General features: G+C 74.4%; 24 protein-coding genes. 11 read left to right on the forward strand and 13 right to left on the reverse strand.

Features of this window, described 5'->3' with window-relative positions:
• Positions 1–16 precede the first annotated feature (16 nt).
• From FJQ57_RS20510 to FJQ57_RS20520, 3 genes are read left to right on the forward strand one after another with little or no spacing between them, the layout of a single operon-like run.
• Complete coding sequence (locus FJQ57_RS20510) at positions 17–463, forward strand: STAS domain-containing protein (protein ID WP_170219536.1); 447 nt, start codon at positions 17–19, stop codon at positions 461–463.
• On the forward strand, positions 460–1,620 hold the full coding sequence (locus FJQ57_RS20515; RefSeq protein ID WP_139983959.1) for a serine/threonine-protein kinase: 1,161 nt from the start codon (positions 460–462) through the stop codon (positions 1,618–1,620). Before FJQ57_RS20510 ends, FJQ57_RS20515 begins: the two co-directional genes overlap by 4 nt.
• Positions 1,617–2,180, forward strand: a complete 564-nt coding sequence (locus FJQ57_RS20520; protein WP_139983961.1) for a hypothetical protein — start codon at positions 1,617–1,619, stop codon at positions 2,178–2,180. Before FJQ57_RS20515 ends, FJQ57_RS20520 begins: the two co-directional genes overlap by 4 nt.
• A 135-nt stretch (positions 2,181–2,315) precedes the next feature.
• Here FJQ57_RS20520 and glnA read toward each other — a convergent pair whose 3' ends face one another.
• Positions 2,316–3,734, reverse strand: coding sequence for a type I glutamate--ammonia ligase (gene glnA, locus FJQ57_RS20525; RefSeq protein ID WP_139983963.1), 1,419 nt, complete (start codon positions 3,732–3,734; stop codon positions 2,316–2,318).
• Between the two features lie 187 nt (positions 3,735–3,921).
• Between glnA and FJQ57_RS20530 the strand changes: the two genes are divergently transcribed.
• Positions 3,922–4,362 (forward strand): RDD family protein, encoded by a 441-nt coding sequence (locus FJQ57_RS20530; RefSeq protein ID WP_246081943.1) that lies wholly within the window; start codon positions 3,922–3,924, stop codon positions 4,360–4,362.
• Between the two features lie 28 nt (positions 4,363–4,390).
• The gene (locus FJQ57_RS20535; RefSeq protein ID WP_139983965.1) at positions 4,391–5,260 is read left to right on the forward strand and encodes a hypothetical protein; all 870 of its coding nucleotides are present in this window, start codon (positions 4,391–4,393) and stop codon (positions 5,258–5,260) included.
• 6 nt (positions 5,261–5,266) lie between these two features.
• Here FJQ57_RS20535 and FJQ57_RS20540 read toward each other — a convergent pair whose 3' ends face one another.
• The 5 genes from FJQ57_RS20540 to FJQ57_RS20560 all read right to left on the reverse strand — a co-directional run bounded on the left by FJQ57_RS20540 (position 5,267) and on the right by FJQ57_RS20560 (position 10,035).
• Positions 5,267–6,175 (reverse strand): AraC family transcriptional regulator, encoded by a 909-nt coding sequence (locus FJQ57_RS20540; RefSeq protein ID WP_139983967.1) that lies wholly within the window; start codon positions 6,173–6,175, stop codon positions 5,267–5,269.
• Positions 6,176–6,292: 117 nt separating this feature from the next.
• Entirely contained in the window at positions 6,293–7,063 is a 771-nt protein-coding gene (locus FJQ57_RS20545; protein ID WP_139983969.1) for a DUF4191 domain-containing protein, read from the reverse strand.
• Positions 7,064–7,121: 58 nt separating this feature from the next.
• A complete protein-coding gene (lipA, locus tag FJQ57_RS20550) occupies positions 7,122–8,072 on the reverse strand; it encodes a lipoyl synthase (RefSeq protein WP_246081944.1) in 951 nt (316 codons plus the stop codon).
• A gap of 20 nt (positions 8,073–8,092) precedes the next feature.
• Positions 8,093–9,100, reverse strand: coding sequence for an ABC transporter permease subunit (locus FJQ57_RS20555; protein ID WP_170219537.1), 1,008 nt, complete (start codon positions 9,098–9,100; stop codon positions 8,093–8,095).
• Positions 9,097–10,035 (reverse strand): ABC transporter ATP-binding protein, encoded by a 939-nt coding sequence (locus FJQ57_RS20560; protein ID WP_246081945.1) that lies wholly within the window; start codon positions 10,033–10,035, stop codon positions 9,097–9,099. The genes FJQ57_RS20555 and FJQ57_RS20560 overlap by 4 nt, the downstream gene beginning before the upstream one ends.
• A gap of 148 nt (positions 10,036–10,183) precedes the next feature.
• Between FJQ57_RS20560 and FJQ57_RS20565 the strand changes: the two genes are divergently transcribed.
• On the forward strand, positions 10,184–10,504 hold the full coding sequence (locus FJQ57_RS20565) for an STAS domain-containing protein (protein WP_139983976.1): 321 nt from the start codon (positions 10,184–10,186) through the stop codon (positions 10,502–10,504).
• A gap of 41 nt (positions 10,505–10,545) precedes the next feature.
• Here the strand turns inward: FJQ57_RS20565 and FJQ57_RS20570 are convergent, their stop codons facing one another.
• Positions 10,546–11,025, reverse strand: a complete 480-nt coding sequence (locus tag FJQ57_RS20570; RefSeq protein WP_139983978.1) for an ATP-binding protein — start codon at positions 11,023–11,025, stop codon at positions 10,546–10,548.
• Entirely contained in the window at positions 11,022–12,005 is a 984-nt protein-coding gene (locus FJQ57_RS20575) for a MerR family transcriptional regulator (RefSeq protein ID WP_139983980.1), read from the reverse strand. The genes FJQ57_RS20570 and FJQ57_RS20575 overlap by 4 nt, the downstream gene beginning before the upstream one ends.
• Positions 12,006–12,171: 166 nt before the next feature.
• On the opposite strand from FJQ57_RS20575, the gene FJQ57_RS20580 reads away from it, so the two are divergent.
• Positions 12,172–13,521, forward strand: coding sequence for a PP2C family protein-serine/threonine phosphatase (locus tag FJQ57_RS20580; RefSeq protein WP_139983982.1), 1,350 nt, complete (start codon positions 12,172–12,174; stop codon positions 13,519–13,521).
• A complete protein-coding gene (locus tag FJQ57_RS20585) occupies positions 13,518–14,585 on the forward strand; it encodes a cobalamin B12-binding domain-containing protein (protein WP_139983984.1) in 1,068 nt (355 codons plus the stop codon). The genes FJQ57_RS20580 and FJQ57_RS20585 overlap by 4 nt, the downstream gene beginning before the upstream one ends.
• Positions 14,586–14,627: 42 nt before the next feature.
• On the opposite strand, the gene lipB is transcribed toward FJQ57_RS20585, so the two are convergent.
• Complete coding sequence (gene lipB, locus FJQ57_RS20590) at positions 14,628–15,377, reverse strand: lipoyl(octanoyl) transferase LipB (RefSeq protein WP_246081946.1); 750 nt, start codon at positions 15,375–15,377, stop codon at positions 14,628–14,630.
• Between the two features lie 70 nt (positions 15,378–15,447).
• Here lipB and FJQ57_RS20595 point away from each other — a divergent pair, with 70 nt between their 5' ends.
• The gene (locus tag FJQ57_RS20595) at positions 15,448–16,002 is read left to right on the forward strand and encodes a hypothetical protein (RefSeq protein ID WP_139983987.1); all 555 of its coding nucleotides are present in this window, start codon (positions 15,448–15,450) and stop codon (positions 16,000–16,002) included.
• On the opposite strand, the gene FJQ57_RS20600 is transcribed toward FJQ57_RS20595, so the two are convergent.
• From FJQ57_RS20600 to lpdA, 3 genes are all read right to left on the reverse strand, one after another.
• A complete protein-coding gene (locus FJQ57_RS20600; protein WP_139983988.1) occupies positions 15,986–16,894 on the reverse strand; it encodes a TIGR01777 family oxidoreductase in 909 nt (302 codons plus the stop codon). The genes FJQ57_RS20595 and FJQ57_RS20600 overlap by 17 nt on opposite strands.
• A 104-nt stretch (positions 16,895–16,998) precedes the next feature.
• Positions 16,999–18,942: a 2-oxoglutarate dehydrogenase, E2 component, dihydrolipoamide succinyltransferase gene (sucB, locus tag FJQ57_RS20605; RefSeq protein ID WP_139983989.1), complete on the reverse strand. Its 1,944-nt coding sequence runs from the start codon at positions 18,940–18,942 to the stop codon at positions 16,999–17,001.
• Between the two features lie 43 nt (positions 18,943–18,985).
• Complete coding sequence (gene lpdA, locus FJQ57_RS20610) at positions 18,986–20,371, reverse strand: dihydrolipoyl dehydrogenase (protein WP_139983990.1); 1,386 nt, start codon at positions 20,369–20,371, stop codon at positions 18,986–18,988.
• A 208-nt stretch (positions 20,372–20,579) separates the two neighbouring features.
• Between lpdA and FJQ57_RS20615 the strand changes: the two genes are divergently transcribed.
• Positions 20,580–20,957 (forward strand): hypothetical protein, encoded by a 378-nt coding sequence (locus tag FJQ57_RS20615; protein WP_246081947.1) that lies wholly within the window; start codon positions 20,580–20,582, stop codon positions 20,955–20,957.
• A gap of 46 nt (positions 20,958–21,003) precedes the next feature.
• On the opposite strand, the gene FJQ57_RS20620 is transcribed toward FJQ57_RS20615, so the two are convergent.
• Complete coding sequence (locus FJQ57_RS20620; RefSeq protein ID WP_139983992.1) at positions 21,004–22,500, reverse strand: leucyl aminopeptidase; 1,497 nt, start codon at positions 22,498–22,500, stop codon at positions 21,004–21,006.
• Positions 22,501–22,556: 56 nt separating this feature from the next.
• Here FJQ57_RS20620 and gcvT point away from each other — a divergent pair, with 56 nt between their 5' ends.
• Positions 22,557–23,675 carry a glycine cleavage system aminomethyltransferase GcvT gene (gene gcvT, locus FJQ57_RS20625; RefSeq protein WP_139983994.1) on the forward strand — a complete coding sequence of 373 codons (1,119 nt, stop codon included), beginning with the start codon at positions 22,557–22,559 and terminating at the stop codon, positions 23,673–23,675.

The following is a 23,675-nucleotide window of genomic DNA, read 5'->3' on the forward strand; positions in this document are numbered from 1 at the left end:
CGCGGCAGACCGACCGGTGACCGAGCCCACCTCGAGCCTCCCGGACCCGTCCGTGGTCCTGCGGCTCGAGGTGGGCCGCGGCCGTGTCCTTGTCGCCGTCGTCGGGCGCGTCGCGAGCTCCCGTGCCGCGGCCGACGAGCTGCGCGCGGGCCTGCGCCGCGCCCTGTCGGCCGACTGCTCGCAGGTCGTGCTCGACCTCGCGCGCGTCGAGGACCTCGACGACGTCGGGGTCCGCATCGTCCTGGCCACCCACCGGCGGCTCCGGGCCCAGGGGGGAGACCTCGTCGTGTGGCGACCGGTGTCGGCCGTCGAGCTCGCGCTGGCGGCGTACGGCGACGAGCTGCGGGTGCTCGGACCCGACGACGACCCCCTGACGACCCCCGTCGGCCTCCCGCCGACCCCGACCACCAGGACCACGGCGACCACCGCGACCACCACGACCGAGACCGAGGAGGCCCGATGACCGAGACCACCCCGCGGATCGTGACCGGCAGCGGGCCCGACGACCGCTACCGCCTCGGCGAGGTGCTCGGTCGCGGCGGTGCCGCCGACGTGCACGTCGCCGAGGACACCGTCCTGCACCGGGCCGTCGCGGTGAAGGTGCTGCGCGAGACCGCGGGCGACGTCGCCTCCCGCGACCGGTTCGTCTCCGAGGCGCGCACCCTGGCGCGGCTCTCCCACCCGGGCATCGTCTCCGTCCTCGACGCCGGGTTCACCGGCGAGCGGCCCTTCCTGGTGCTCGAGCTGGTCGACGGGCCCACCCTCGCCGAGCTCGCCGACGGCGTGCCGCTGCCGGTCGACCGCGTGGCCCGTCTCGGCGCCCAGGTCGCCGAGGCCCTCGACCACGCCCACCGGCGCGGCGTCGTGCACCGCGACGTCAAGCCGTCCAACGTGCTCGTGCGCGGCGAGGTCGCCAAGATCGCCGACTTCGGGATCGCCCGCCTCGTCGACGACACCGTGCGGCACACCCGCACCGGCCTGGCCATCGGCACCGCCGCCTACCTCGCTCCCGAGCAGGTCGCCGGCGAGCCGGCCGGCACCGAGGTCGACGTCTACTCCCTCGGCCTGGTGCTCATCGAGCTGCTGACCGGTGCTCGCGCCTTCGAGGGCTCCGGCACCGAGGTCGCCCTGGCCCGGCTGCACCGCGACCCCGAGGTCCCGCGCCACGTCGACCGGGGCTGGCAGCGGTTGCTGCGCGCCATGACCGAGCGCGAGCCGTCGGCCCGGCCCGACGCCGCCGCCGTCGCCGCGGCGCTGCGGGCCCGTCCCGTCGGCCTGCGCGACGGCGCACCCGAGCCGACCCGCGTCGTGCCCCGACCGCGGCTGGTCGACCCGCCGACCGTCGTCCTGCCGACCTCGACGCCGACCCCGGCCCCGACGCCGGCTCCGACACCGACCCCCGCGCCCGGGTACGCCGCCGCGCCCGCACCGGCCGCCCCGCGCCGCGGGCGCGGGCTGGTCTGGCTGGTCGTGGCGGTGCTGGCCGTGCTGCTCGTCGTGCTCCTCGGCGCGCTGCTCGCCGGCGGGGGCTCCGAGCCGAGCCGGCTGCCCGACGGCACCCCACCCGAGCTGCGCCAGGAGCTGCAGCAGCTGCACGACGCGATCGAGGGGGCGGCATGACCCGCGCCCCCGGCGTACGCCGCCGCCTCGCCTCCGGCACCGCGGGCGTCGTGCTGCTGGCCGTCGTGGCGACCGGGTGCGGGTCCGACGACTCCGCTGCCGACCGTGTCCCCGCGCTCGGCGACCAGCTCGCCCGGGTCGACGACGCGCTCGTCGCCGGCCGCTGGGGCGAGGCCCGCCGCGCCCTCGACGACATCGAGCAGACCGCCGCCGACGCGCTGGCCGACGGCGACCTCACCGACACCCAGGCCGACGACGTCCGCTCCGCCGTCGAGGCCCTCCGGGCCGTCCTGCGCCAGCAGCGCTCGGGCGAGCAGACCTCGAGCCCGGATCCCACCAGTGAGCCGGCGCCGACCGAGGAGCCGACCGACGACGAGACGTCCGAGCCCGCCCCGGAGGACACCGAGGAGCCCGAGGAGACCGAGGAGCCCGAGGCCGAGGAGCCGGACGAGCCCGACCGGCCGGACGGGCCGAAGGACGACCAGGGGCCCGAGGACGACAAGGGGCCGAAGGACGACAAGGGCCCCGCGGGCGGTCCCGGCGGTCCCGGGCCCGGCTGACCTCGGCCGCGGTCCTCCAGCCCGCGGCCACCCGCAGCACCAGGGCCCACGCACGACGGCCCCCGTCGGGGTGCTCCGAGGAGCTCCCCGCGGGGGCCGCGTGCGACGCGCGACCGGGAAGGCCGCGCTGGACGATCAGATGTCGTAGTACAGCTCGAACTCGTGCGGGTGCGGGCGCAGCTGCACGGGGGCGATCTCCTGGGTCCGCTTGAAGTCGACCCAGGTCTCGATGAGGTCGGGCGTGAACACGTTGCCGGCCGTCAGGTACTCGTGGTCCTCCTCGAGGGCGTCGAGGACGGCGCCCAGGGAGGTCGGCACCTGGTCGATCTCGGCCATCTCGTCCGGCGGGAGCTCGTAGATGTCCTTGTCGATCGGCGCGGCCGGCTCGATCTTCTTCTGGATGCCGTCGAGGCCGGCGAGCATCAGCGCGGAGAAGGCGAGGTAGGGGTTGGCCGATGGGTCCGGGAAGCGGGTCTCGATGCGCTTGGCCTTGGGGTTGGACCCGGTGATAGGGATGCGGACCGAGGCGGAGCGGTTGCGCGAGGAGTAGACCAGCGAGATCGGGGCCTCGAAGCCCGGCACCAGGCGGTGGTAGCTGTTGACCGTCGGGTTGGTGAAGGCCAGCAGCGACGGGGCGTGCTTGAGGATGCCGCCGATGTACCAGCGGGCCATGTCGGACAGGCCGCCGTACCCGGTCTCGTCGTAGAACAGCGGCTCGCCGTCCTGCCACAGCGACTGGTGCACGTGCATGCCCGAGCCGTTGTCGCCGAAGATCGGCTTCGGCATGAAGGTGACCGACTTCTGGTTGGCCCACGCGGTGTTCTTGATGAGGTACTTGAACTTCATCACGTCGTCCGCGGCGCGCAGCAGCGTGTCGAAGCGGTAGTTGATCTCCGCCTGGCCGGCGGTGCCGACCTCGTGGTGGGCCCGCTCGACCTGGAGGCCGCAGCGCTCGAGGTTCTTGACCATCTCCGCGCGCAGGTCGCTGTAGTGGTCGTAGGGCTCGACGGGGAAGTAGCCGCCCTTGAGTCGGGTCTTGTAGCCCAGGTTGTCGCCCTCCTGGCCCGAGTTCCACCAGCCCTCGACGGAGTCGATGTGGTAGTAGCCCTCGTTGACGCCGGTGGAGTAGCGCACGTTGTCGAAGATGTAGAACTCGGCCTCGGGGGCGAAGAACGCGGTGTCGGCGATGCCGGTGGTCGAGAGGTAGGCCAGCGCCTTGCGGGCGATGTTGCGCGGGTCGCGGGAGTACGGCTCGCCCGTGATGGGGTCGTGGATGAAGAAGTTGACGTTCAGCGTCTTCGCGGTGCGGAACGGGTCGACGTAGGCCGTGGTCGGGTCCGGGAAGAGCGACATGTCGGACTCGTTGATGGCCTGGAAGCCACGGATGGACGAGCCGTCGAAGCCGAGGCCGTCGTCGAAGACGCTCTGGTCGAAGGACGAGACCGGCACCGTGAAGTGCTGCATGACACCGGGCAGGTCGCAGAAGCGGACGTCGACCATCTCGACGCCCTCGTCCTTGATGTACTTGAGCAGCTCTTCGCTGTTGCTGAACATTCGTCCTCCTTGGCTGCGGACGCGGGGCGCAGCCTTGTCACGCGCGGGTGTGGTCCGGTCGCCACGTTGCGCCGGACGTGCTCGCTATTGATCCAGCGAGCGGTTTCTCGACCGTATCCGGTTTGTTTCAGCGGTGTAACAGGTGTCCCATCCGGGTCGGCTGGGTCGACCGCCCTAGGCTGGGCGGGTGAGCACGGGCGTGAGCGAGGGCCTGCCGACCGCGTCCTGGGGCCGCCGGTTCGCGGCCCTCTTCGTCGACTGGATCGCCTCCACGATGGTCACCGTGCTCATCGTCGGGCCCGCGGCGTACGGCGAGACCGGGAGCCCGACCGCCTTCGTCACACCGCTGGTGTACGCCGTCGAGGCGGCCCTGCTGACCTGGCTGGTCGGCGGGTCGTTCGGCAAGATCGTGCTCGGCCTGCGCGTCGTGCCCGAGGACGGCGTCCTGCGCCCCCTCAGCCCGCTCCGCCTGCTGGCCCGCCAGCTCCTGGTGGTGCTGGTCATCCCGCCGCTGGTCTTCCGTCCCGACGGCCGCGGCCTGCACGACGTCCTCTGCGGCACCGCCACGGTGCGCGTCGACACGTTCCGGGCCATGCTGGCCGGTGCCCGCGGGCCACAGGGCCGCTGAGGCGCGCCCGCGCGGGTACGGTCACCCCATGACATGGGGTCCCGGCACGGGCGCGCGCCGGCGCGGGTCCCTCGTCGCGCCTCTGGCCGCCCTCGGCCTCGTGGTCGCGCTCGGTGGCTGCGGCTCGTCCGAGCCCGCGGCCGAGGAGCCGGGCCTCGTCATCCCCGGCTCGACGGTGACCATCGGCACCGACCCGCCCGAGCCCACGACGGCCGCCGAGCCGACGGTCCCCACCGCGCCGACGACCGTGCCGGCCACCCCGAGCACCCCGCCCGTCGCCGGCACCCCGGTGGCCTCTGCCAACCTCGTCGGCCGCCTCGCCGCCGGGATGACCCCGACCTCGACCGTCACCGTCACGACCTCCGACGGCACCACCGACGTCCTGGCCGCGACCTACCGCTACCTCGGGCCCGACCAGGCGTTCCTGCCCGACTGCTCGGTCCAGGTGCTCGACGGTGCCGGTGGCCTCGCGGAGTACCGCCGGGTCGGCGACGACGTGTTCTACCGCACCGCCGACGACCCGGCCTGGCAGCAGTGGTCGGCCGGGGCCGCGCCGCCCGCGGCCGAGCCGGTGTTGGCCGAGGCCGCCGAGCTCTCGCTGCTGGCAGCCCTCGCCGCCGAGCTCGATTCGGCCACGGGCACCACCACCGACCCCGCCGGCCCCACCGACGTCGGCGGCACACCCGTCGAGAGCTACCGCTGGACCGTCGACTCCGCGGCTCTGCTCCTGGCCGGGGAGCCGGACCTGCCGTCGGGCCCCGTCGACGTCCGGGCCGCGCTCGACGCCAGCGGCCGGCCGGTGCGCCTCGAGCGCACCTTCGCCGACGGCTCGGTGCTCGTCGACACCTACACCGGCTGGGGCGAGCCGGTCAGCATCGACGACCCGCTCGCGGGCTAGGGAGGGTCAGGCCGGCTCGACCGGCAGCCAGAGCTCGCCGCGTCCGGTCCTGCGGTCCTCACTGATGGTGACCCGGAGCAGCTCGGGCCCGAGCACGGTGCGGTAGGGGTTGGCGGGGAACCACTCGCCGTACGCCGAGGCCCACAGCCCCTGCAGGGCCGGCCCGAGACCGTCGGGCAGGTCGCCCACGGCCTCGAGGACCACCCACTGGTGCGCGGGCACCTCCAGGACGTCGAGGTCGGCGGGCAGGTCGGCGACGGGGCGGGTCGTCGCGGCTGCGCGGTGGTAGTCGAACGAGCTGCCGTCGGTCCGTCCCTCCTCGAACCCCGAGCTGGCCGCCAGCACCCCCGCCAGCCCCGGTACGTCGGCGAGGGCGGCCAGCCGTGCGTCGAGGTCGGCGGGCAGGCCGGCCTCGAAGGCGGTGAGGGCGGTGTTCTCGCCCGTGAAGACCAGGGGGAGCCGGGCGTGGCGCCCGACGAGGCGGAACGGGTCGGTGTGCTCGATGCGGTGTCGCACGGTGGTGGCTCCTTCGATGCGGAGGTGGAAGGCGAGGCGCGGCTGCGAGCGCAGCACCGCACCGGGGCGGCGGGCTTGCTGCGGCGTGAGGCCGTGGAAGGCCCGGAAGGCGCGGGTGAACGCGTCGGCCGAGGTGTAGCCGTGGCGCACGGCCACGTCCAGGACCGGCCGGCCGGCGACGACCTCGGCGGTCGCGAGGGTGAGCCGGCGCCGGCGCACGTACTCCCCGAGCGGCATCCCGGCCAGGGCGGAGAACATCCGCCGGAAGTGGTGCTCGGAGGTCAGCGCGGCACGGGCCAGGGTGGCCACGTCGAGCTCGTCGGCGCCCTCCGGGCCGTCGGTGACCAGGCGGTCCTCGGCGAGCCGCACCGCGTCGTTCCAGTGCTCGAGGCCGGTCATGGCTCCGAACCTAGGCGGGCCGGACGCAGCGGACCCGGCCGTCCCGGTGCGGGATCGGTCGGGTCCGTGGTGGAGCGCCCGGTGGAGCGCCTGGTGGAGCGCGTGGGGGACCGAGCGTCAGCGGCCGCGGAGGTTGCCTCGCTGGCCCTTCATCGAGGTCGGCACGGGGCCGCGGGGGAGCGGGATCTTGGGGCGCTGGGCGTCGAGGGCCTTGATCCTGTTGAGCACGTCGGTCATCTCGGCGGGCTTGACCTGGCGGCCGAGCTTCTGGACGTGGCGGACCAGCTTGGGCAGCGGCACCTGGCCCTCGTCGGCGCCGACGACGACCTCGTGGACGGGGGTCTCGAAGGCGACGCGCTCGTGCTTCTTGCGCTCCGAGGCGAGCAGCTGGCGCACCCGGTTGGGGTTGCCCTCGCCGACGAGCACGATGCCGGGCGGGCCGACGACGCGGTGGACCATGTCGGGGTTCTGGCGGTTGCCGCCGAAGGCGACCATCTGGTCGGTCTTCCACCCGCGGCGGAGCATGGTCAGCGCCTGCGCGGCCCCCCCGGTGCGGCCCTCGAGCCGCACGTAGGCGGCCTTCTGGGCGCGGCGGCTGAAGACGACCATCATGGCCAGCAGGCCGATCAGCACGCCGCCGATGCCGGCCATGACCCAGCCGAGGACGCCGCTGCCGGGCAGCAGCCAGAACAGCCCGAAGCCGATGGCGCCGAACAGCACGAACGCGCCGAGCATCCAGCGACCCAGGGCGGGGTCGGTCTTCTTGGTCTCGCGGTAGGTCAGCACCATCTGCTGGCGCCGGTTCATCTGGGACGGGTCGGCGTCCTCGAGCGCGGGGGTCTTGCCCTTGCTCTTCGCGGCCTTGGGGGCCTTCGGCTCCTTCGCCATGGGTGCAGCTGCCTCGCTCTGTGGCCGGTCGGGCGGGCCCGACGGGCCCGGTGGGGACTCAGACGGACGCGCGCGCGTCCATCGCCTGACGGTACAACCGACCGGCGCGGTAGGACGAACGCACGAGCGGGCCCGACATGACCCCGGAGAACCCGATCGCCGTGGCCTCGTCGGCGAGCTCGACGAACTCCTCCGGCTTGACCCAGCGCTCGACCGGGTGGTGGCGCTTGGAGGGGCGGAGGTACTGCGTGATCGTGACGAGCTCGCAGCCGGCGTCGTGCAGGTCGCGCAGCGCCTGCGAGACCTCCTCCCGCGTCTCGCCCATGCCCAGGATCAGGTTGGACTTGGTGACCAGGCCGAAGTCGCGGGCCTGGGTGATGACGTCGAGCGAGCGCTCGTAGCGGAACGCCGGACGGATGCGCTTGAAGATGCGCGGCACGGTCTCGACGTTGTGGGCCAGCACCTCGGGCCGCGACTCGAAGACCTCGCGCAGCAGGTCGGGCTTGCCGTTGAAGTCGGGGATGAGGTTCTCCACGCCCGTGTCGGGGTTGAGCTCGTGGATGGCGCGCACCGTCTCGGCGTACAGCCACGCACCGCCGTCGTCGAGGTCGTCGCGGGCAACGCCGGTGATGGTGGCGTAGCGCAGCTCCATCGACCGCACCGACTCCGCGACCCGGCGGGGCTCGTCGCGGTCGAGGGCCTGCGGCTTGCCGGTGTCGATCTGGCAGAAGTCGCAGCGCCGCGTGCACTGGTCACCGCCGATGAGGAAGGTCGCCTCGCGGTCCTCCCAGCACTCGAAGATGTTGGGGCAGCCCGCCTCCTGGCAGACCGTGTGCAGGCCCTCGGACTTCACCAGCGACTGCAGGTGCTTGTACTCCGGACCCATCTTCGCCCGGGTCTTGATCCACTCCGGCTTGCGCTCGATGGGGGTCTCGGCGTTGCGGACCTCCAGGCGCAGCAGCTTGCGGCCGTCAGGTGCGGTGCTGGCAGGTGTGGGAGTGGTCGTCACTCCGTCCATGCTACGTCCGGTCAGGGCACGTCCCTGCGTCGGTACGACGCGGCGCTGGCCGCGGCGAGCACCACCAGGACCGAGCCGAGGTAGCCCGCCGCCGGGCCGGCCCGGACCTCGCGCGTGTCGTCGCACTGCTCGCCCTCGCCGGACCCGGGCGGGGTGGTGCCGAAGAAGCAGGACTCCGGCACGGGCACGTAGTACTCCGCGACGCCGTTGACCACGGCCGAGGCGTTGGTCGCGGGCTCCCACCGCAGCGCAGACGAGCCGAGGAGGCCGAAGAACAGCCCGCCGGCGACGCCGAAGACCGCGAGCGCCGCGACGGTGAAGACCGTGCTGCGCGTCAGGGTGGTCAGTGCGTACCCCGCGACCGCCGCCCCGGTGACCAGGGCAGTGCCCCGCAGGCCCTGCTGCACGAGGTCGACCGCCACGCCATCGCTGACGGCGATGTCGCGCGACCGGGCGAGGACCAGCAGGACCGCCCAGAAGGCGAGCAGGGTCACCGCGCTGAGCGCGACCGACCACAGGGCGACGGCGGCGGCCTTGGTGGCCCACACCCGGGACCGGCGGGGCTCGAACAGCAGCTGGTTGCTCATCGACCCGGTGTTCCAGTCGTGGCCGACGTAGGTGGTGCCGATGAGGAGTGCCGCCACCGCCAGCACGGCGACCACGGCGAGTCCGGTCTCGCGGCGTTCCTCCGTGATCGAGAGCGGGGTGCGGAAGAGGAAGTCCTCGACCCGGGGCTCGTAGGAAAAGGACTCCTCGCACAGGGCGTCGGTGTCGCCGCCCTCGGGGATGCCGTAGAAGTCCGGCTGCTCCTTGCAGCGGGCGAGGTCCTCGGCGGCGTACTGCCGCTGCTCCTCGGCCATGCGCTCGGCCTCGGCGATGTCCGAGGCGCCCAGGGGCCGGGTCTCGTAGGCGCGCACGACCAGCAGCAGCGCGGCGAAGGTGATCGGCAGCAGGGTCAGCAGCACGACGGCCCGCCGCCAGCGCAGCCGTGTCAGCTCGACCCGGACCAGGCCGCTCACGCCTCCTCCCCGGTCTCGTGCCGGAGCGCCTCGCCCGCGGTCAGCTCGAGGAAGACCGACTCCAGGTCGCGCCGCAGCGGCACCAGTCCGGTCAGCCAGATGCCAGCCTCGCCGAGGGTCCGGCTCACCCGGCCCGGGTCGTCGCTCTCCACCCGCAGGCCCTCGGGCGTCGGGGTCGACCGCAGGCCGGCGGTGGCCAGCACCTCGGCCGCGTGAGCGGGGTCGGGCACCGTGACGGCGTACGCCGCCGTGCCGCCGCCGTCGAGGAGCTGCTCGACCGGGCCGGAGGCCAGCAGCCGCCCCCGGCCGATGATGGTGGCCGAGGTGCACACCTGCTGCACCTCGCCGAGGATGTGCGAGCTCAGCAGGACGGTGACGCCGGACTCGCCGAGGGTCCGGATGGTCTCGCGGATCTCGCGGATGCCGGCCGGGTCGAGGCCGTTGGTGGGCTCGTCGAGCACGAGCAGCTGCGGGTCCTTGAGCAGGGTGGCCGCGATGGCCAGGCGCTGCTTCATGCCGAGCGAGTAGGACTTGTACCGGTCGCCGTCGCGGCCGGTGAGTCCGACGGTGGCCAGCGCCGCGTCGACGCGGCTGTCGGGCGCCCCGATGCTGCGGGAGAGCAGCAGCAGGTTGCGCCGGCCGGTGAAGGTGGGGGAGAACTTCGGCGACTCGACCACGGCGCCGATCCGCGGCGCGACCTCCGGCAGCAGCTGGGGCACGGGTCGGCCGAAGAGCCGCATCTCGCCGCGGGTGGCTCGGGCGAGGCCGAGCAGCATCCGGATGGTGGTGGTCTTGCCCGACCCGTTGGGGCCCAGGAAGCCGTGGACCCCGCCCGCGGGGACCGCGAGGTCGAGGTCGTGCACCGCGACCCGGGTGCCCCGGCGTCCCCGGTACTCCTTGCGCAGCCCGGTGGCCTCGATGACCAGCTCGCCCACGTTCGCTCCTGGGGGTCGGGTGTGTGGTCCGGACCCGCCGCGGCCGCGACGAGCGAGCGACATCAGACCACGCCCCCGCGGTGTGCCGGGCAGGACACACCGGCGGGGTCCGTCGTGGCGTCCGGGGGCCTGTTTGTAGGCTCGCCCCGTGTTCGACCAGCCCCTGAGCTTCACCGAGTCCGGTGACGTGCTCTCCCTGCACGGCAGCGTGGACGAGTTCGCGCTCGTCGACCTCCGCGAGCACCTGGCCGACACCTTGGCCCAGGGGCGGGTGCGCTACGTCGAGATGTCCGACGTCGACCTGCTGCCCAGCGCCGCCATCGGCATCCTGGCCGCGGCCCGGGCCGACGCGCTCAAGGCCGGCACGCCCGTCGACCTCGTGGCCGCCGATGGGACCTTCGCCGCGCGGGTGCTCCGCTCGGTCGGCATCCCGTTCCTCGCCCAGGTGCCGCCCTCGCCCGAGCGCTGACGGCGGCGCCGGCGCGTCGTCAGACCCGCACCAGGCCGTCGTCAGGCCTGCGGCGGGACGGTCGCGGTGACCGTCGTGGCGCCGTTGCGCCGCTCGGCCCCCCACGAGGTGGTCAGCGCCTCGACGAGGCGCAGTCCACGGCCGCCCGCGTCACCCTCGCCGGGCTCCTCCAGGTGCGGGGCGCCCTCGGTGCCGTAGTCGGTGACCGCGACGGTGACCGTGAGGTCCTCCTCGAGGGACCAGGCGACGCGCAGGACGCCGGAGACCTCGTCGGCGTCCTCGGGCTCGAGGTCGAGCTCCTCGGGGGCGGCTTCGCCGCCCGCGCCGTGCAGGAGGGCGTTCATGACGAGCTCGGTGAGCACCGTCAGGACGACCTTGCGCTGCTCGTCGTCGCAGCCGCGCGCGTGGAGGTCGGTGTCGACGGCCGCGCGGGCCTCGCTCGGGGCGGTGACCCCGAAGGGGACGACCACCACGCAGCCGGGCCGGGAGGCCTGGGCCGCCTCCTGGTCGGACGCGGTCACCGAGGGGCTTCCTCGGTGTAGGCCAGGACGCGCCCGAACATCGAGGAGGCGGCGGTGGGCTGCGCGGCCGACATCGGTGCCACGGCGAGCCGCTCGGCCACGGCGTCGGACCCGGGCGCACCCAGCTCGACGGCGACCGCCACGCAGGCCTGCGCCGCGCGGCGCACGACCTCGGGGTCGAGCGCCCAGACGGCCTCGAAGCGCCGGTGGTCCTCGGCCACGCCCCGCTGGCCCGGGAGCTCCCAGGCCGAGAGCACCGCGGGTGCCCCGGGGGCGTCGCAGACCAGGACCCACTCGCGGGTCATCACGTGGTTGCGCGGCAGGTCGACCAACGTCGGGCCGAACTCGTCCTTGGCCGGGTCGACCTCGTCGAACTGGGCGAAGGCGTAGGCGTGGTGGGCCAGGGCCGAGACCTGGGTCCAACGCGAGCGGCTCGCGCGGTAGTACTTCGTCTCCTGGAAGAACCCGAAGATCTCGCCGGGCAGGGCGCGGGAGCAGAACTCGTCCTCCATGCCCCAGCACAACCGCTTCAGGGTGCCCTTGGTCAGCTGCTGCGGCGCGACCTCGGGGTGCAGGCGCCGGACGGTGGCGTACACCGACGGGGCCGGCTCGGTCAGGCCCGCGGTGAAGGCCGGCTCGATGCGGGCGTCGCCGCCGGTGTGCGAGGGCGGGGCCGGACGGTGGGCGACGGTCTCGTGGGCGACCTTGTGACGGGTGTCGCCCCGGCTGACGACCTGGGCCACTGCGGCGTCGAGGCGGAGGCCCTCGGAGCGCAGCCGCACGATCTCCCGCACGTCGTCGACGTCCTCGGGCGTGTAGCGGCGATGGCCGCTCTCGCGCCGGCGAGGGTCGGGGAACCCGTAGCGGATCTCCCACATGCGCAGGGTGGCGGGGCTGACGCCGGTCTGCTCCGACAGGTCGCCGATGGTGAGCGAGACGGACTCCACCGGCTGCAGCGCGTGCTCCGGTGACTGGGCCATGGGTCAAAGGTAACTGCTGGGAACGCCGATGGGACCACCTGTCACCCCTACATCGGGGTGGCCCCCCACACCCCACACCCCGGAGCCCGTGCACCTGCTGGGGTGAGGACGCGGCCGCGCCCGCGAGGAGGAGCCCCGGCAGCCCCCGGGCGGCTACGGTGGGGTGGTGTCCGACGACCAGATCGCCCTGCGGTGGGAGAGCCGGGAGCTCTCGCCCACCCACCGCGTCGCGCCACGGCTCACCGAGCTCGTCGCCGACGCGACCGGCGACCCGGCCGGCTACCTCAACGCGCTGTCCCGTCGGGTGCCCTCGCTGACCCACCCCTCCCGCGGCGTCGAGGTCTTCGCCGCCACGCTGCTCGGCGACGGCCTCGCCTCCTTCGTGCAGGTCGCGCTCCACCAGCGGCACCAGTGGTTCGTCTCCGCGGCGTCCACCGACCGGTCCTTCGGCGTCCACGAGTACGTCGTGACCCGCCCGCAGAGCAAGGTCTTCTCCGACCTGATGCGCCAGACCGGCGCCGAGACCTGGGTGCTGCCCCCCGACACCCCGCAGCGGGCCGAGGTCCTCTCGCACCTGTTCGGCACGGAGGACGTCGTGGCCGAGGTCGACGCGCTGCGTTCGGCCACCCTCCTCATCACCCCCCTGCGCGCGCGCAGCCGGGCCGTCGGCCTGCTCGTCATGGCCCGCCCCGGCGCCGACTACGACGACGACGACGTCGCCGTCGTGGAGCAGGTGGCCGACGTCGTCGCCCAGAGCCTCGACACGTGCGCCGTCGTGGCCGAGAACCGCGCCGTCGCCGCCACCCTGCGTCGCTCGTTGCTGCCCGAGGCCGTCGGCGAGACCGCGGGCCTCGACGTGGCGACGTACAGCCGGGTGGCCGAGCAGGACGCCACCGTCGGCGGTGACTTCATCGACCTGCACGGCCCCGACGGCGACCAGACGCTGCTGATCGGCGATGCCATGGGCAAGGGCGTGGCCGCGGCCATCGCCGCCAAGCGCATCCGGAGCGCGGTGCGCACCGCGAGCCTGGTCAACCGCGACCCGGCCTTCGTGATGCGGCTGACCAACGCCGTCGTGGCGAGCGAGACCGACCCCTCCGACGGGTTCGCCACCTCGATCTGCGCCCGGCTGCGCCGCGACGGCGACCACCTGCGGGTGGCGCTGGTCAACGCCGGGCACCCCTCGCCGGTGGTGGTGCGCGCCGACGGCGGCGTCGAGACCGTCGAGGGCCACGGTCCAGCACTCGGCCTGCTCGACGAGGTCGAGCACACCGCGGTCGTGCTCGACCTGCGCGTCGGCGACACCCTGGTCTGCTTCACCGACGGGGTCACCGAGGCCCGCAACGACCGCGAGTTCTTCGGCGAGGAGCGGGTGGGCCAGGTCCTGGCCGAGCTCGCCGGCGCGCCCGCGGGTGCCGCGGTCGACCGGCTCGCGCTCGCCGTCTCCGACTTCACCGCCTTCCGCGACGACAGCGACGACATCGCCATCGCGGCGGTCCGCGTGCTGCCCGCATGACGCCGAGGTCCTCTCCCTCGCTCGGCTCGGCCGCGACGGAGTACTGGGCCGCCACCTGCTGCAACGACGCCGCCGCCGCCCTGGCCGTCGTCGACGCCGAGCTGGCTGCGGGCCGCGACCTCGCCGACGTGCTGGAGCACGTCGTCACCGCCACCCAGCACCGCGTCGGGCGCCTGTGGGCCGAGGGCAGCTGGTCGGTGCCGCAGGAGCACGCCGCGACGGCGGTCAGCGAGTACGTCGTGCGCCACCTGCTGGCCCGCACCGACCTGGTCGGCGACGACCGGGCCCCGGCCCTGCTGGTGGCGTGCGCGGAGCGGGAGTGGCACGCCCTGCCCGGGCTCGTGCTGGCCACCCTGATCGCCCACCGCGGCCGACGCGTGCTCCACCTCGGCACCGACGTGTCCACGCAGTCGCTCCAGGGCGCCCTCATCGACCACCCGGTGCGCGCCGTGCTCGTCAGCGCCTCCATCTCCTCCTCGTTGCCGTTCGTCCGTCGCCTGGTCGAGGTCGCCCACGGCGCGGGCATCCCCACCGTGGTCGGCGGGCAGGCCTTCGACGTCGAGGGGCGCCGCGCCGCCGCGGTCGGCGCCTCCGCCCACGCCGGCGACATCGACTCCCTGCTCGCGGCGGTCGACGCCCTCCCGGTGCACGTCCCTCCCGCCCCGCCGCTGCGCGGACCGCGCCACAACGAGGCCGCCATGCTGGGCCGGCGGGTCGCGGCCCTGTCGCGCACGATCGTGCACCGCACCACCGCCGACGACGCGGCCTGGGCCGGGCTCGACCAGCCGCAACGGGTCGACGCCGAGCAGATCCTCGCCGACCAGGTGCCGGTCGTCGTCGGCACCGTCGTCAGTGCCCTCGTGGTCGACGAGCCCGGCGTCGTCGGCGACGCCCTCGGTTGGCTGGCCGACGTCCTCGGCTCGCGCACGGCCGACCCGGCGGTCGCCGGCCGGGTGCTCGACCGGCTGGTCGAGGCCCTGCGCGCCGAGCTGCGCGACTTCCCGCTGGCCCTCGAGGCCCTGGCCTCGGTCCGTACGCCCGCCACCACCGCCGACCCGTCCTAGCCCGCCTGGGCGGCGGGTCGGTGCCGCGAGCCGGACCGGCGGTCAGCCGCCGGGACGGACCAGCTCGATCCGCGGGGTGCGCCCGGGCTCGGGACGGGGCTCGTAGTCCGGCGTGGCGTCGTACGGCGTCCAGGCGAGGTAGTGGCGCAGGTGCCGCTCGACCACGGGGAGGACGTCGGCCACGGTGACCCGTCGGCCGGTCTCCACCGAGAGCGTCGTGACGCCGGCGTCGGCGATGCCGCAGGGCACGAACCGGTCGTACCAGCCGAGGTCGACGTCGCAGTTGAGCGAGAACCCGTGCATGGTCACGCCGCGGCTGACCCGGATGCCGATGGCGGCGACCTTGCGCTCGGGTCGTCCGGGTGACCCGCCCGACGGCGGGGTGGCACGCAGCCAGACGCCGCTGCGGCCGGGCACCCGGGCCGTCTCGACACCGAGGTCGCGGCAGACCGCGATCAGGGCCTCCTCCACGCGACGGACGTAGTCGACGACCTTGACGTGGTCGGGCAGCCGGACGATGGGGTAGCCGACGAGCTGGCCGGGCCCGTGGAAGGTGATCTTGCCGCCGCGGTCGACGTCGACCACCGCAGCGCCGCCGGGGTCGGCCGGGCGCTCGTGGGGGTCGGTGCGCTTGCCGGCGGTGTACACCGGCGGGTGCTCCAGGAGCAGCACCGTCGGCGGCCGGACTCCCTCGACCACGCCTGCGTGCACCTCGCGCTGCTGGTCCCACGCAGCGAGGTAGTCGACCGCGTCCGGGCCCAGACCCGCCACCTCGAAGGTCAGCTCGTCCACGTCGGCGACCCTACGCCGGGCCTGTGGAGGAGCGCAGCGCGGCCACCGCCGCGCGCGTTCTACTGGGGCCATGTCGAACCGGTGGCTCCCGCACGCGGTGATCGCGGTGCTGCTCGTCGCGCTGTGCGCGATCGTGGCGGCCTGCGTGCTGGTCGTGACCGGCGACCCTCCCGCGCCGGTCGCCGTCGGTCGCGAGGAGCGCCCCGCCGCCGCCCCGCCCGCGGTGTCGGCGTCCCCGGCTCCGACGCCGCCCCCGGCCGACGGGCCGCGCGAGGTGCTGCGCGGATGGGACGCCGCCCGCGCCGACGCCTGGGCCGCGGCCGACCCGCGGGCGCTGGCCGAGCTCTACACGCCCGGGTCGGTCGCCGGCCGGCGCGACGTCGCCATGCTCCGGGCGTGGTCGCGCCGCGGAGTCCGGGTCGACGGGCTCGAGACCCAGGTGCTCGACCTGCGGGTGGTCGAGCGGGGGCCGCGGCGCCTCGCGCTGGTCGTGACCGACCGCGTGGCCGCGGTGGTCGTCGGTCCGACGCGGCTCACCGGCGACCAGCCCTCGACCCGCCGGGTCGTGCTCGTCCGCGCCTCCGCAGCGGGGTGGCGGGTGGCCGCGGTCAGTCCGGTGGGTTGAGGGCGGTGGCGACGAGGTCCTCGACGTCCTGGTCGGCGAACTCGTAGCCCGCGTCGAGGAGCGCGGCCGGCCGCACGTTGACCGAGCCGAGCAGCTCGGGCGCCATCCGGCCCCCGGCCACCTTGATGACCGGACCCGGGACCGGCACGACGGCCGGGCGGCGTACGCCGGCGGCGAGGGCGTGGGTGAACTCGCGGTTGGTCGGCGCGATGGGCAGGCAGAGGTTGACCGGCCCGGACACGTCGTCGTGCTCGGCCAGGTGGACGGTCGCGCCGACCCAGTCGCGCAGCGAGATCATCGGCATGTACTGCCGACCGTTGCCCAGGCGGCCGCCGAGGCCGGCCTTGAACAGCAGTCGCAGCTGCTGCAGCGGCGCGGCGCGGCGGTCCATCACCGGCGACGTGCGGAGCACGACCACCCGGGCGCCCGCGGCGGCGGCAGGGTCGGCGGCCGCCTGCCACACCCGGGCCACCCGGGTCAGCAGGGCGTGCCCGCGGGTGTCGGCGGCCTCGGTCAGCACCGCGTCGCCGTGGTCGCCGTAGTAGGAGATGCCGTTGCCGGCCAGGAATGCCGGCGGCGTCGAGGCGCCCGCGATGGTCTCGGCCAGCAACCGGGTCGTGGTGACGCGGCTGTGCTCGAGGTCGTGGGCCCAGGCCTGGGAGTGCGGGTTGCCGGCGGTGGGCGAGCCGGCCAGGTTGATGACGACGTCGGCCGTGCGGACGAGGGTCGCGTCGACCTCGCCGGCGTAGGGGTCCCACCGGGACTCGTCGGGACCCTGCGTCTCGTGGCGCACCAGGGAGGTGACGGTGTGGCCCCGGCCGCGCAGGGCGGTGCGCAGGTGGGAGCCGAGGAAGCCGGAGCCGCCGGCGAGCACGACGGAGAGGTTGGCCATGGCTCCGAGCCTCGCAGACCGGCACACGGCGGCAGGACACCCGCAGGGGGACGGCGACGGGCCCCGGCGAGCAGCAGCTCACCGGGGCCCGTCGTGGGATCGACTCAGACCTCGAAGGACCCGGCCTCGAGGCGCTTCTTGACCTCCTGGAGGAAGCGGCCGGCGTCGGCGCCGTCGACCAGGCGGTGGTCGTAGGTCAGCGCGAGGTAGACCATGTGGCGCACCGCGATCGTCTCGCCCAGGTTGGGGTCGTCGATCACGACGGGTCGCTTGACCACGGCGCCGGGGCCGAGGATCGCGACCTGCGGCTTGTTGATGATCGGGGTGTCGAACAGCGCGCCGACCGACCCGAGGTTGGTGATCGTGAACGTGCCGCCGCTGAGCTCGTCGGGGCCGATCTTGTTGGTGCGGGTGCGCTGGGCGACGTCGGCGATCTTCTTGGCCAGGCCCGCGATCGACAGGTCGCCGGCGTCCTTCACCACGGGCGTGATGAGGCCCTTGTCGGTGTCGACGGCGAACGCGAGGTTCTCGCGGTCGTAGTAGGTGATCGTGCCCTCGTCGGTGTCGATCGTCGCGTTGAGCTTGGGGTGCTGCTTGAGCGCGTCGATCGCGGCCTTGGCGAAGAACGGCAGGTAGGACAGCTTGACGCCCTCGCGGGACAGGAAGTCGGCCTTGGTCGCCTCGCGCAGCCGCGCGATGTTGGTGACGTCGACCTCGATGACCTGGGTCAGCTGGGCGCCGGACTGCAGCGAGTCGACCATGCGCTCGGCGATGATCTTGCGCAGCCGGCTGATCTTCTCGGTCGTGCCGCGCAGCGGCGACGGGGTCACCGGCGCCGGGGCACCGCCGGAGGCGGCGGGGGCGGCCGGAGCGGCCTGCGCGGCCGGCGCGGAGGCCGCCGGCGCTGCCTGCGCTGCCTGCGCCGCCTCCTTGGCCTTGGCGGCGTCGAGCACGTCCTGCTTGCGGATGCGTCCGCCGACACCCGAGCCCGTCACCGACGACAGGTCGACGTCGTGCTGGGCGGCGAGCTTGCGGACCAGCGGCGTGACGTAGCCGCCGCCGTCGGTGGCCGACCCGCCCGCCGGCGTACCGGAGGCGCCGGAGTCGCCGGCCGGGGCCGCGGAGGAGGCCTTGGGCTCGGGCTCGACCGCCGGGGTGGGGGCGGGCTCGGGCTCCTGCGCCGACGGCGTCTCCTTCTCCTTCTCGGGGGTCTCGTCGCCCGGCGGGAGCTCGCCCTTCTCCTCGGCGATCTGCTCCTCCTGCTCGGCCTTCTTCGCCGCCTGCTCCTCGTCCTTCGGCTGGGCCTCGGGCGCGGCGGAGCCGGACGCGTCGGCCGGGGAGGCGCCCTGGTCGCCGATGACGGCGAGCTCGGCACCGACCTCGACGGTCTCGTCCTCCTCGACCTTGATCTCGAGCAGGGTGCCCGCGACCGGGGAGGGGATCTCGGTGTCGACCTTGTCGGTGGACACCTCCAGCAGCGGCTCGTCGACCGCGACGTCGTCACCGACCTGCTTGAGCCAGCGGGTGACGGTGCCCTCGGTGACCGACTCGCCGAGCGCCGGCAGGGTGACCGAGGTGGCCTCGCCACCGCCGCCGCTACCGCTGCCACCGCTACCGCTGTCACCGCTGCCGGAGGCAGCGGGCGCGGGGGAGTCGTCCTTCTCGGCCTCGGGGGTCTCGTCACCCGGGGGCAGCTCGCCCTCCTCCTCGGCGATCTGCTCCTCCTGCTCGGCCTTCTTCTCCGCCTCCTGCTCATCGGCGGGCTGCGCCTCGGGCTCGGCGGACTCGGTGGCGTCACCGGCCGACTCGCCCTCCTCGCCGATGACGGCGAGCACGGCGCCGACCTCGACGGTGTCGTCCTCCTGCGCCTTGATCTCGAGCAGGGTGCCGCCGACCGGCGAGGGGATCTCGGTGTCGACCTTGTCGGTGGAGACCTCGAGCAGCGGCTCGTCGACCGCGACGGTGTCGCCCACCTGCTTGAGCCAGCGGGTGACGGTGCCCTCGGTGACGGACTCGCCGAGAGCGGGGAGGTTGACTTCGGTGGCCATGGGTGGCTGCTCTTCCTTCTGGGGGCTGGGCGGGTCGGGGCGGTCAGGAGTGGGCGTGCAGGGGCTTGCCGGCCAGGGCCAGGTGGGCCTCGCCGAGCGCCTCGTTCTGGGTGGGGTGGGCGTGCACCAGCGGCGCGACGTCGTCGGCGTGGGCCTCCCACGCGTAGATCAGCTGCGCCTCGCCGATGAGCTCGCCGACCCGGTCGCCGACCATGTGGACGCCGATGACGGGACCGTCGGTGCGGCGGACGAGCTTGACGAAGCCCTGGGTCTTGAGGATCTGGCTCTTGCCGTTGCCGCCCAGGTCGTAGGTGAGGATCTCGATCCCGTCGTCGCCGTGTGCCGCGCGGGCGGCGGCCTCGTCGAGGCCGACCGAGGCGACCTCGGGGTGGGAGTAGGTGACGCGCGGGATCGCGGTCTCGTCGAGGGGCGTGGGGTCGAGGCCGGCGATGTGCTCGGCGACGAAGATGCCCTGGGCGAACCCGCGGTGGGCCAGCTGGAGGCCGGGGACGATGTCGCCCACGGCGTACACGCCCTCGACGCCGGTGCGGCAGGACTCGTCGGTGAGGACGAACCCGCGCTCGGTGCGCACGCCGGCCTCCTCGAAGCCGAGGCCCTCGGTGACCGGACCGCGACCGACGGCGACGAGCAGCAGCTCGGCCTCGATGACGTCGCCGCCCTCGACCGTCACCGCGACGCCGTCGTCGGTGGTCTTGACCGACTGGAACGGGGTGCCGGTGCGGAAGGTGATGCCGCGCTTGCGGAAGGCCCGCTCGAGCGCCTTGGACGACGCCTCGTCCTCGCCGGCGACGAGCCGGGGGAGCGCCTCGACGATGGTCACCTCGGCGCCGAAGCTGCGCCACACGCTGGCGAACTCGCAGCCGATGACGCCGCCGCCGAGCACCACGACCGAGGCCGGCACGTGCTCGAGGCGCAGGGCGTGCTCAGAGGTGAGGACCCGCTCGCCGTCGACCTCGAGACCGGGCAGGGAGCGGCTGCGGGAGCCGGTGGCCAGGACCAGGTGCCGGCCGGTGAGCACCTGCGCGCCGCCATCGCCGGTCACGGTGACCTGGCGGTCGCCGGTGACCCGGCCCGCGCCCTCGACGACCGTGATGCCGCGGCTCTTGACGAGTCCGGTCAGGCCCTTGTGCAGCCGCGCGACCACGCCGTCCTTGTAGGCGTTGACCCCGGGCATGTCGATGCCGTCGAGCGTGGCGCGGACGCCGAACTGCTCGGACTCGCGGGCGTTGTCGGCCACCTCGGCGGCGTGCAGCAGCGCCTTGGTCGGGATGCAGCCGACGTGCAGGCAGGTGCCGCCGACCTTGCCCTTCTCGACCAGGCCCACCGACAGGCCGAGCTGGGCCGCGCGGAGGGCGCAGGCGTAGCCGCCCGAGCCCGCCCCGAGGACGAGGACGTCGAAGTCGGCCACGCTGGTCCTTCCTGGGTCAGGGGTGGCGACGGTGCCGGTGCCGCCGTCCCGCCCATCCTTGCACTACGGCGGGCCGCGCGGCGCCGACGGTCGGGTGACCCGCCGGTAACCCTCGTGCCGACCTCGCGTCCTCCCTGTGGCACGCGCGACAACCCCGGCCCGGGGCGTTCAGGTGACCGGGCAGGACCGGGCGCGGCAGACTGGCCCCATGGGTTTCCTGGACCGCTTCCGGCGTGGCGCCACGCCACGGATGAGCCGCCCCACCGGCGGGGCGCACACGGGCAGCACCACCGTCCGCGCCGCGGACAAGGTCGACGCCGCCCACCTCAGCTCCTGGGTGGGGGAGCGCCACGGCGTCGAGGGCTTCGTCGAGCCGCGCACCGCGGTCAGCGAGGTCACGCTGCTCCTCGTCGCCCACGACGGCGAGTGGACCCGGCGCCGGGTGCCGTCGGTGGCCTGGGCGCACGAGTTCTGCAACAAGCACCAGGTGCCGTCGTACGACGCCGCGGTGGTCGGCGTCCCGCAGCGGATGCGCGACTACAACTCGCGCAAGAAGCGCGAGGAGCGCGAGCGCCGCGGCTTCTAGGCCGGTCTCCTCGGCCGGTCTTCCCGGCCGGTCTACTGGGCCGGTCTCAGCCCTCGCCGAGCGAGCGGGCGAGCTCGACCAGCGTGGTGACCGCGACGCCGGTGCCGCCGCTGGTCCAGTGGCCGCTGGGGCCGCCGCCGTTGAACGCCGGCCCGGCGATGTCCATGTGGGCCCAGGGCAGGCCGCCGGTGAACTCGCGCAGGAAGGCCGCGGCGAACAGCCCGCCGCCCCAGCGCACCCAGTCGTGCTGGGCGAGGTCGGCGATATTGCTGGAGTGGATGCGCTCGTCCATGGCCTCGGGGATCGGCATCGGCCAGTGGTCCTCGCCGGCGGCCTCGGCCGCGGCGAGCACCGCGGCCACGGTCTCCTCGTCACCGAGGACGCCGCCGACCTTGTCGCCGAGCGCGACGACCATGTGGCCGGTCAGGGTGGCCACGTCGACGACGACGTCGGGCTCCTGGCGGACCGCGTGCACGAGCGCGTCGCCGAGGACCATGCGTCCCTCGGCGTCGGTGTTGAGGATCTCGACCGTCTTGCCGTCGAGCATGGTGACGACGTCGCCGGGGCGGGTGGCGTCGGAGCCGAGCATGTTCTCGGCGAGCGCGGCGTAGGTCGTCACGCGCACCGGCAACCCGAGGTCGGCGATGGCGAGCGTGGCGGCGACCACGGCGGCGGCGCCGGCCATGTCGGACTTCATCTCGGCCATGCCGTTGGCGGGCTTGATGGACAGGCCGCCGCTGTCGAAGGTGATGCCCTTGCCGACGAGCGCGAGGTGGGTCCGGGCCTTCTTGGGGGTGTAGGAGAGCCGCACCAGGCGGGGCGGGGCCGAGGAGCCGCGGCCGACGGACAGGATGCCGCCGCAGCCGAGGTCGGCGAGCTGCTGCTCGTCGAGCACCTCGACCTCGACCGCGGCTGCGCCGCGGCCCCGGCCCTCGACGGCCTCGGTGATCGAGTCGGCGAAGGCGGGCGGGCGCAGGTCGTTGGGCGGGGTGTTGACCCAGTCGCGGGTGCGGGCCACGGCGCCGGCGAGCACCTGCGCCTCCTCGAACGCCGCCACCACGTCCTTCTTGCGCGCGACCGGGCTGAGCACGACGACCTCGGCGGCCTTGTCGGAGCGGCTGCCGGCCTTCTTGTAGGCGGTGAAGGTGTAGCCACCGAGCGCGTAGCCCTCGGTGGCCGCGCGCACGAGCGCCGCGGAGTCGGCGGGCAGGGCCAGGGCGACCGAGGCGGCGTTGGGCACGCCGCGGGCCGCCGCGCCGGCCGCGCGGCGCACGCCGGCGGTGGTGACCTCGCGGCCCAGGCCGACGAGCACGAGCACGGGGGAGGAGATGGTCTTGGCGGTCGGGACCTTGACGACCTCGCCGGCCTTGCCGGTGACGCCGAGCGAGGCGAGCAGCGGGGCCAGCCGCCGGCCGTAGGCCCCGGCCACGTCGTCGGCGCCCGGGGCGAGCCGCGGCGTGCCGCCCTCGTCGACGACACCGACGACGACGGCGTCGCTGCGGGTCTTGGCGGGGCTGGCGCTGCGCAGGGTCCACGACGTCACCGCGGCAGCCTACGCGCCGCCGCCCCCTGCCCTGGGGTGCCGGTAGGTTGCCCAGCATGTCGGAGACGTCGTTCCCGCCCGGACCGCTGCGCAGCCCGCTGCACGACCGCCACCTGGCCCTGGGGGCCAAGTTCGCCGACTTCGGCGGCTGGTCGATGCCGCTGCAGTACGCCGGCGTGGTCGAGGAGCACACCGCGGTGCGCACCGCCGTGGGGGTCTTCGACGTCAGCCACCTCGGCAAGGCCACCGTCGAGGGCCCGGGCGCGGCGGACCTGGTCAACGCGACCCTGACCAACGACCTGGGCCGCATCAGCCCCGGCCGCGCGCAGTACACGCTGTGCTGCGACGACGAGACCGGCGGCGTGGTCGACGACCTCATCGCCTACTACCGCAGCGACGACGAGGTGCTGCTCGTCCCCAACGCCGCCAACACCGCCGAGGTCGTGCGCCGGCTGCGCACCGCCGCGCCCGAGGGCGTCGAGGTCGTCGACCGCCACACCGAGCTCGCCGTGCTGGCCGTGCAGGGCCCGCGGGCCGAGGCCGTGCTGACCGCGGTCGGCCTGCCGACCAGCCACTCCTACATGAGCTTCGACGAGGCGTCGTACGCCGGCGCGCCGGTCACGGTGTGCCGCACCGGCTACACCGGCGAGCGGGGCTACGAGGTGCTGGTGGGCGCCGAGGGCGCAGGCGCGCTGTGGGACGCGATCCTCGCCGCGGGGGAGGAGCACGGCATCCGCCCGTGCGGCCTCGGCGCGCGCGACACCCTGCGCACCGAGATGGGCTACCCGCTCCACGGCCAGGACATCACGGTCTCCGTCACCCCCAACGAGGCCCGCCTCGGCTGGGCGGTCGGCTGGTCCAAGGAGGCGTTCTGGGGCCGCGAGGCGCTGCTGGCCGAGAAGGAGGCCGGCCCGCGGCGATGGCTGTTCGGCCTCGAGTCGACCGGCCGGGCCATCCCGCGCCCGCACATGACGGTGAGCCTGACGCCCGACGTGCTGCTGGGCGAGATCACCTCCGGCACGTTCTCGCCGACCCTCAAGAAGGGCATCGCCCTCGCGCTGCTCTCCACCTCGGTCAACCCCGAGGCCGAGGTCGGCGTCGACGTCCGCGGCCGCCGCGAGACGTTCCGCATCCGCCCGCTGCCCTTCGTCGACACCTCGGTCAAGGAGTCCTGA

The sequence above is a fragment of the Nocardioides litoris genome (assembly GCF_006346315.1).
GTDB classification, from domain to species: Bacteria; Actinomycetota; Actinomycetes; order Propionibacteriales; family Nocardioidaceae; genus Nocardioides; species Nocardioides litoris.

What these genes read in the sequence shown, in the direction of transcription:
- FJQ57_RS20585 (WP_139983984.1), top strand. Translation starts at nt 13,518, where the DNA reads ATGACGCCGAGGTCCTCTCCCTCGCTCGGCTCGGCCGCGACGGAGTAC.
- FJQ57_RS20545 (WP_139983969.1), bottom strand. Translation starts at nt 7,063, where the DNA reads ATGGCGAAGGAGCCGAAGGCCCCCAAGGCCGCGAAGAGCAAGGGCAAG.
- FJQ57_RS20515 (WP_139983959.1), top strand. Translation starts at nt 460, where the DNA reads ATGACCGAGACCACCCCGCGGATCGTGACCGGCAGCGGGCCCGACGAC.
- FJQ57_RS20575 (WP_139983980.1), bottom strand. Translation starts at nt 12,005, where the DNA reads ATGGCCCAGTCACCGGAGCACGCGCTGCAGCCGGTGGAGTCCGTCTCG.
- sucB (WP_139983989.1), bottom strand. Translation starts at nt 18,942, where the DNA reads ATGGCCACCGAAGTCAACCTCCCCGCTCTCGGCGAGTCCGTCACCGAG.
- FJQ57_RS20540 (WP_139983967.1), bottom strand. Translation starts at nt 6,175, where the DNA reads ATGACCGGCCTCGAGCACTGGAACGACGCGGTGCGGCTCGCCGAGGAC.
- glnA (WP_139983963.1), bottom strand. Translation starts at nt 3,734, where the DNA reads ATGTTCAGCAACAGCGAAGAGCTGCTCAAGTACATCAAGGACGAGGGC.
- FJQ57_RS20535 (WP_139983965.1), top strand. Translation starts at nt 4,391, where the DNA reads ATGACATGGGGTCCCGGCACGGGCGCGCGCCGGCGCGGGTCCCTCGTC.
- gcvT (WP_139983994.1), top strand. Translation starts at nt 22,557, where the DNA reads ATGTCGGAGACGTCGTTCCCGCCCGGACCGCTGCGCAGCCCGCTGCAC.
- FJQ57_RS20520 (WP_139983961.1), top strand. Translation starts at nt 1,617, where the DNA reads ATGACCCGCGCCCCCGGCGTACGCCGCCGCCTCGCCTCCGGCACCGCG.
- FJQ57_RS20615 (WP_246081947.1), top strand. Translation starts at nt 20,580, where the DNA reads ATGGGTTTCCTGGACCGCTTCCGGCGTGGCGCCACGCCACGGATGAGC.
- FJQ57_RS20595 (WP_139983987.1), top strand. Translation starts at nt 15,448, where the DNA reads ATGTCGAACCGGTGGCTCCCGCACGCGGTGATCGCGGTGCTGCTCGTC.
- FJQ57_RS20600 (WP_139983988.1), bottom strand. Translation starts at nt 16,894, where the DNA reads ATGGCCAACCTCTCCGTCGTGCTCGCCGGCGGCTCCGGCTTCCTCGGC.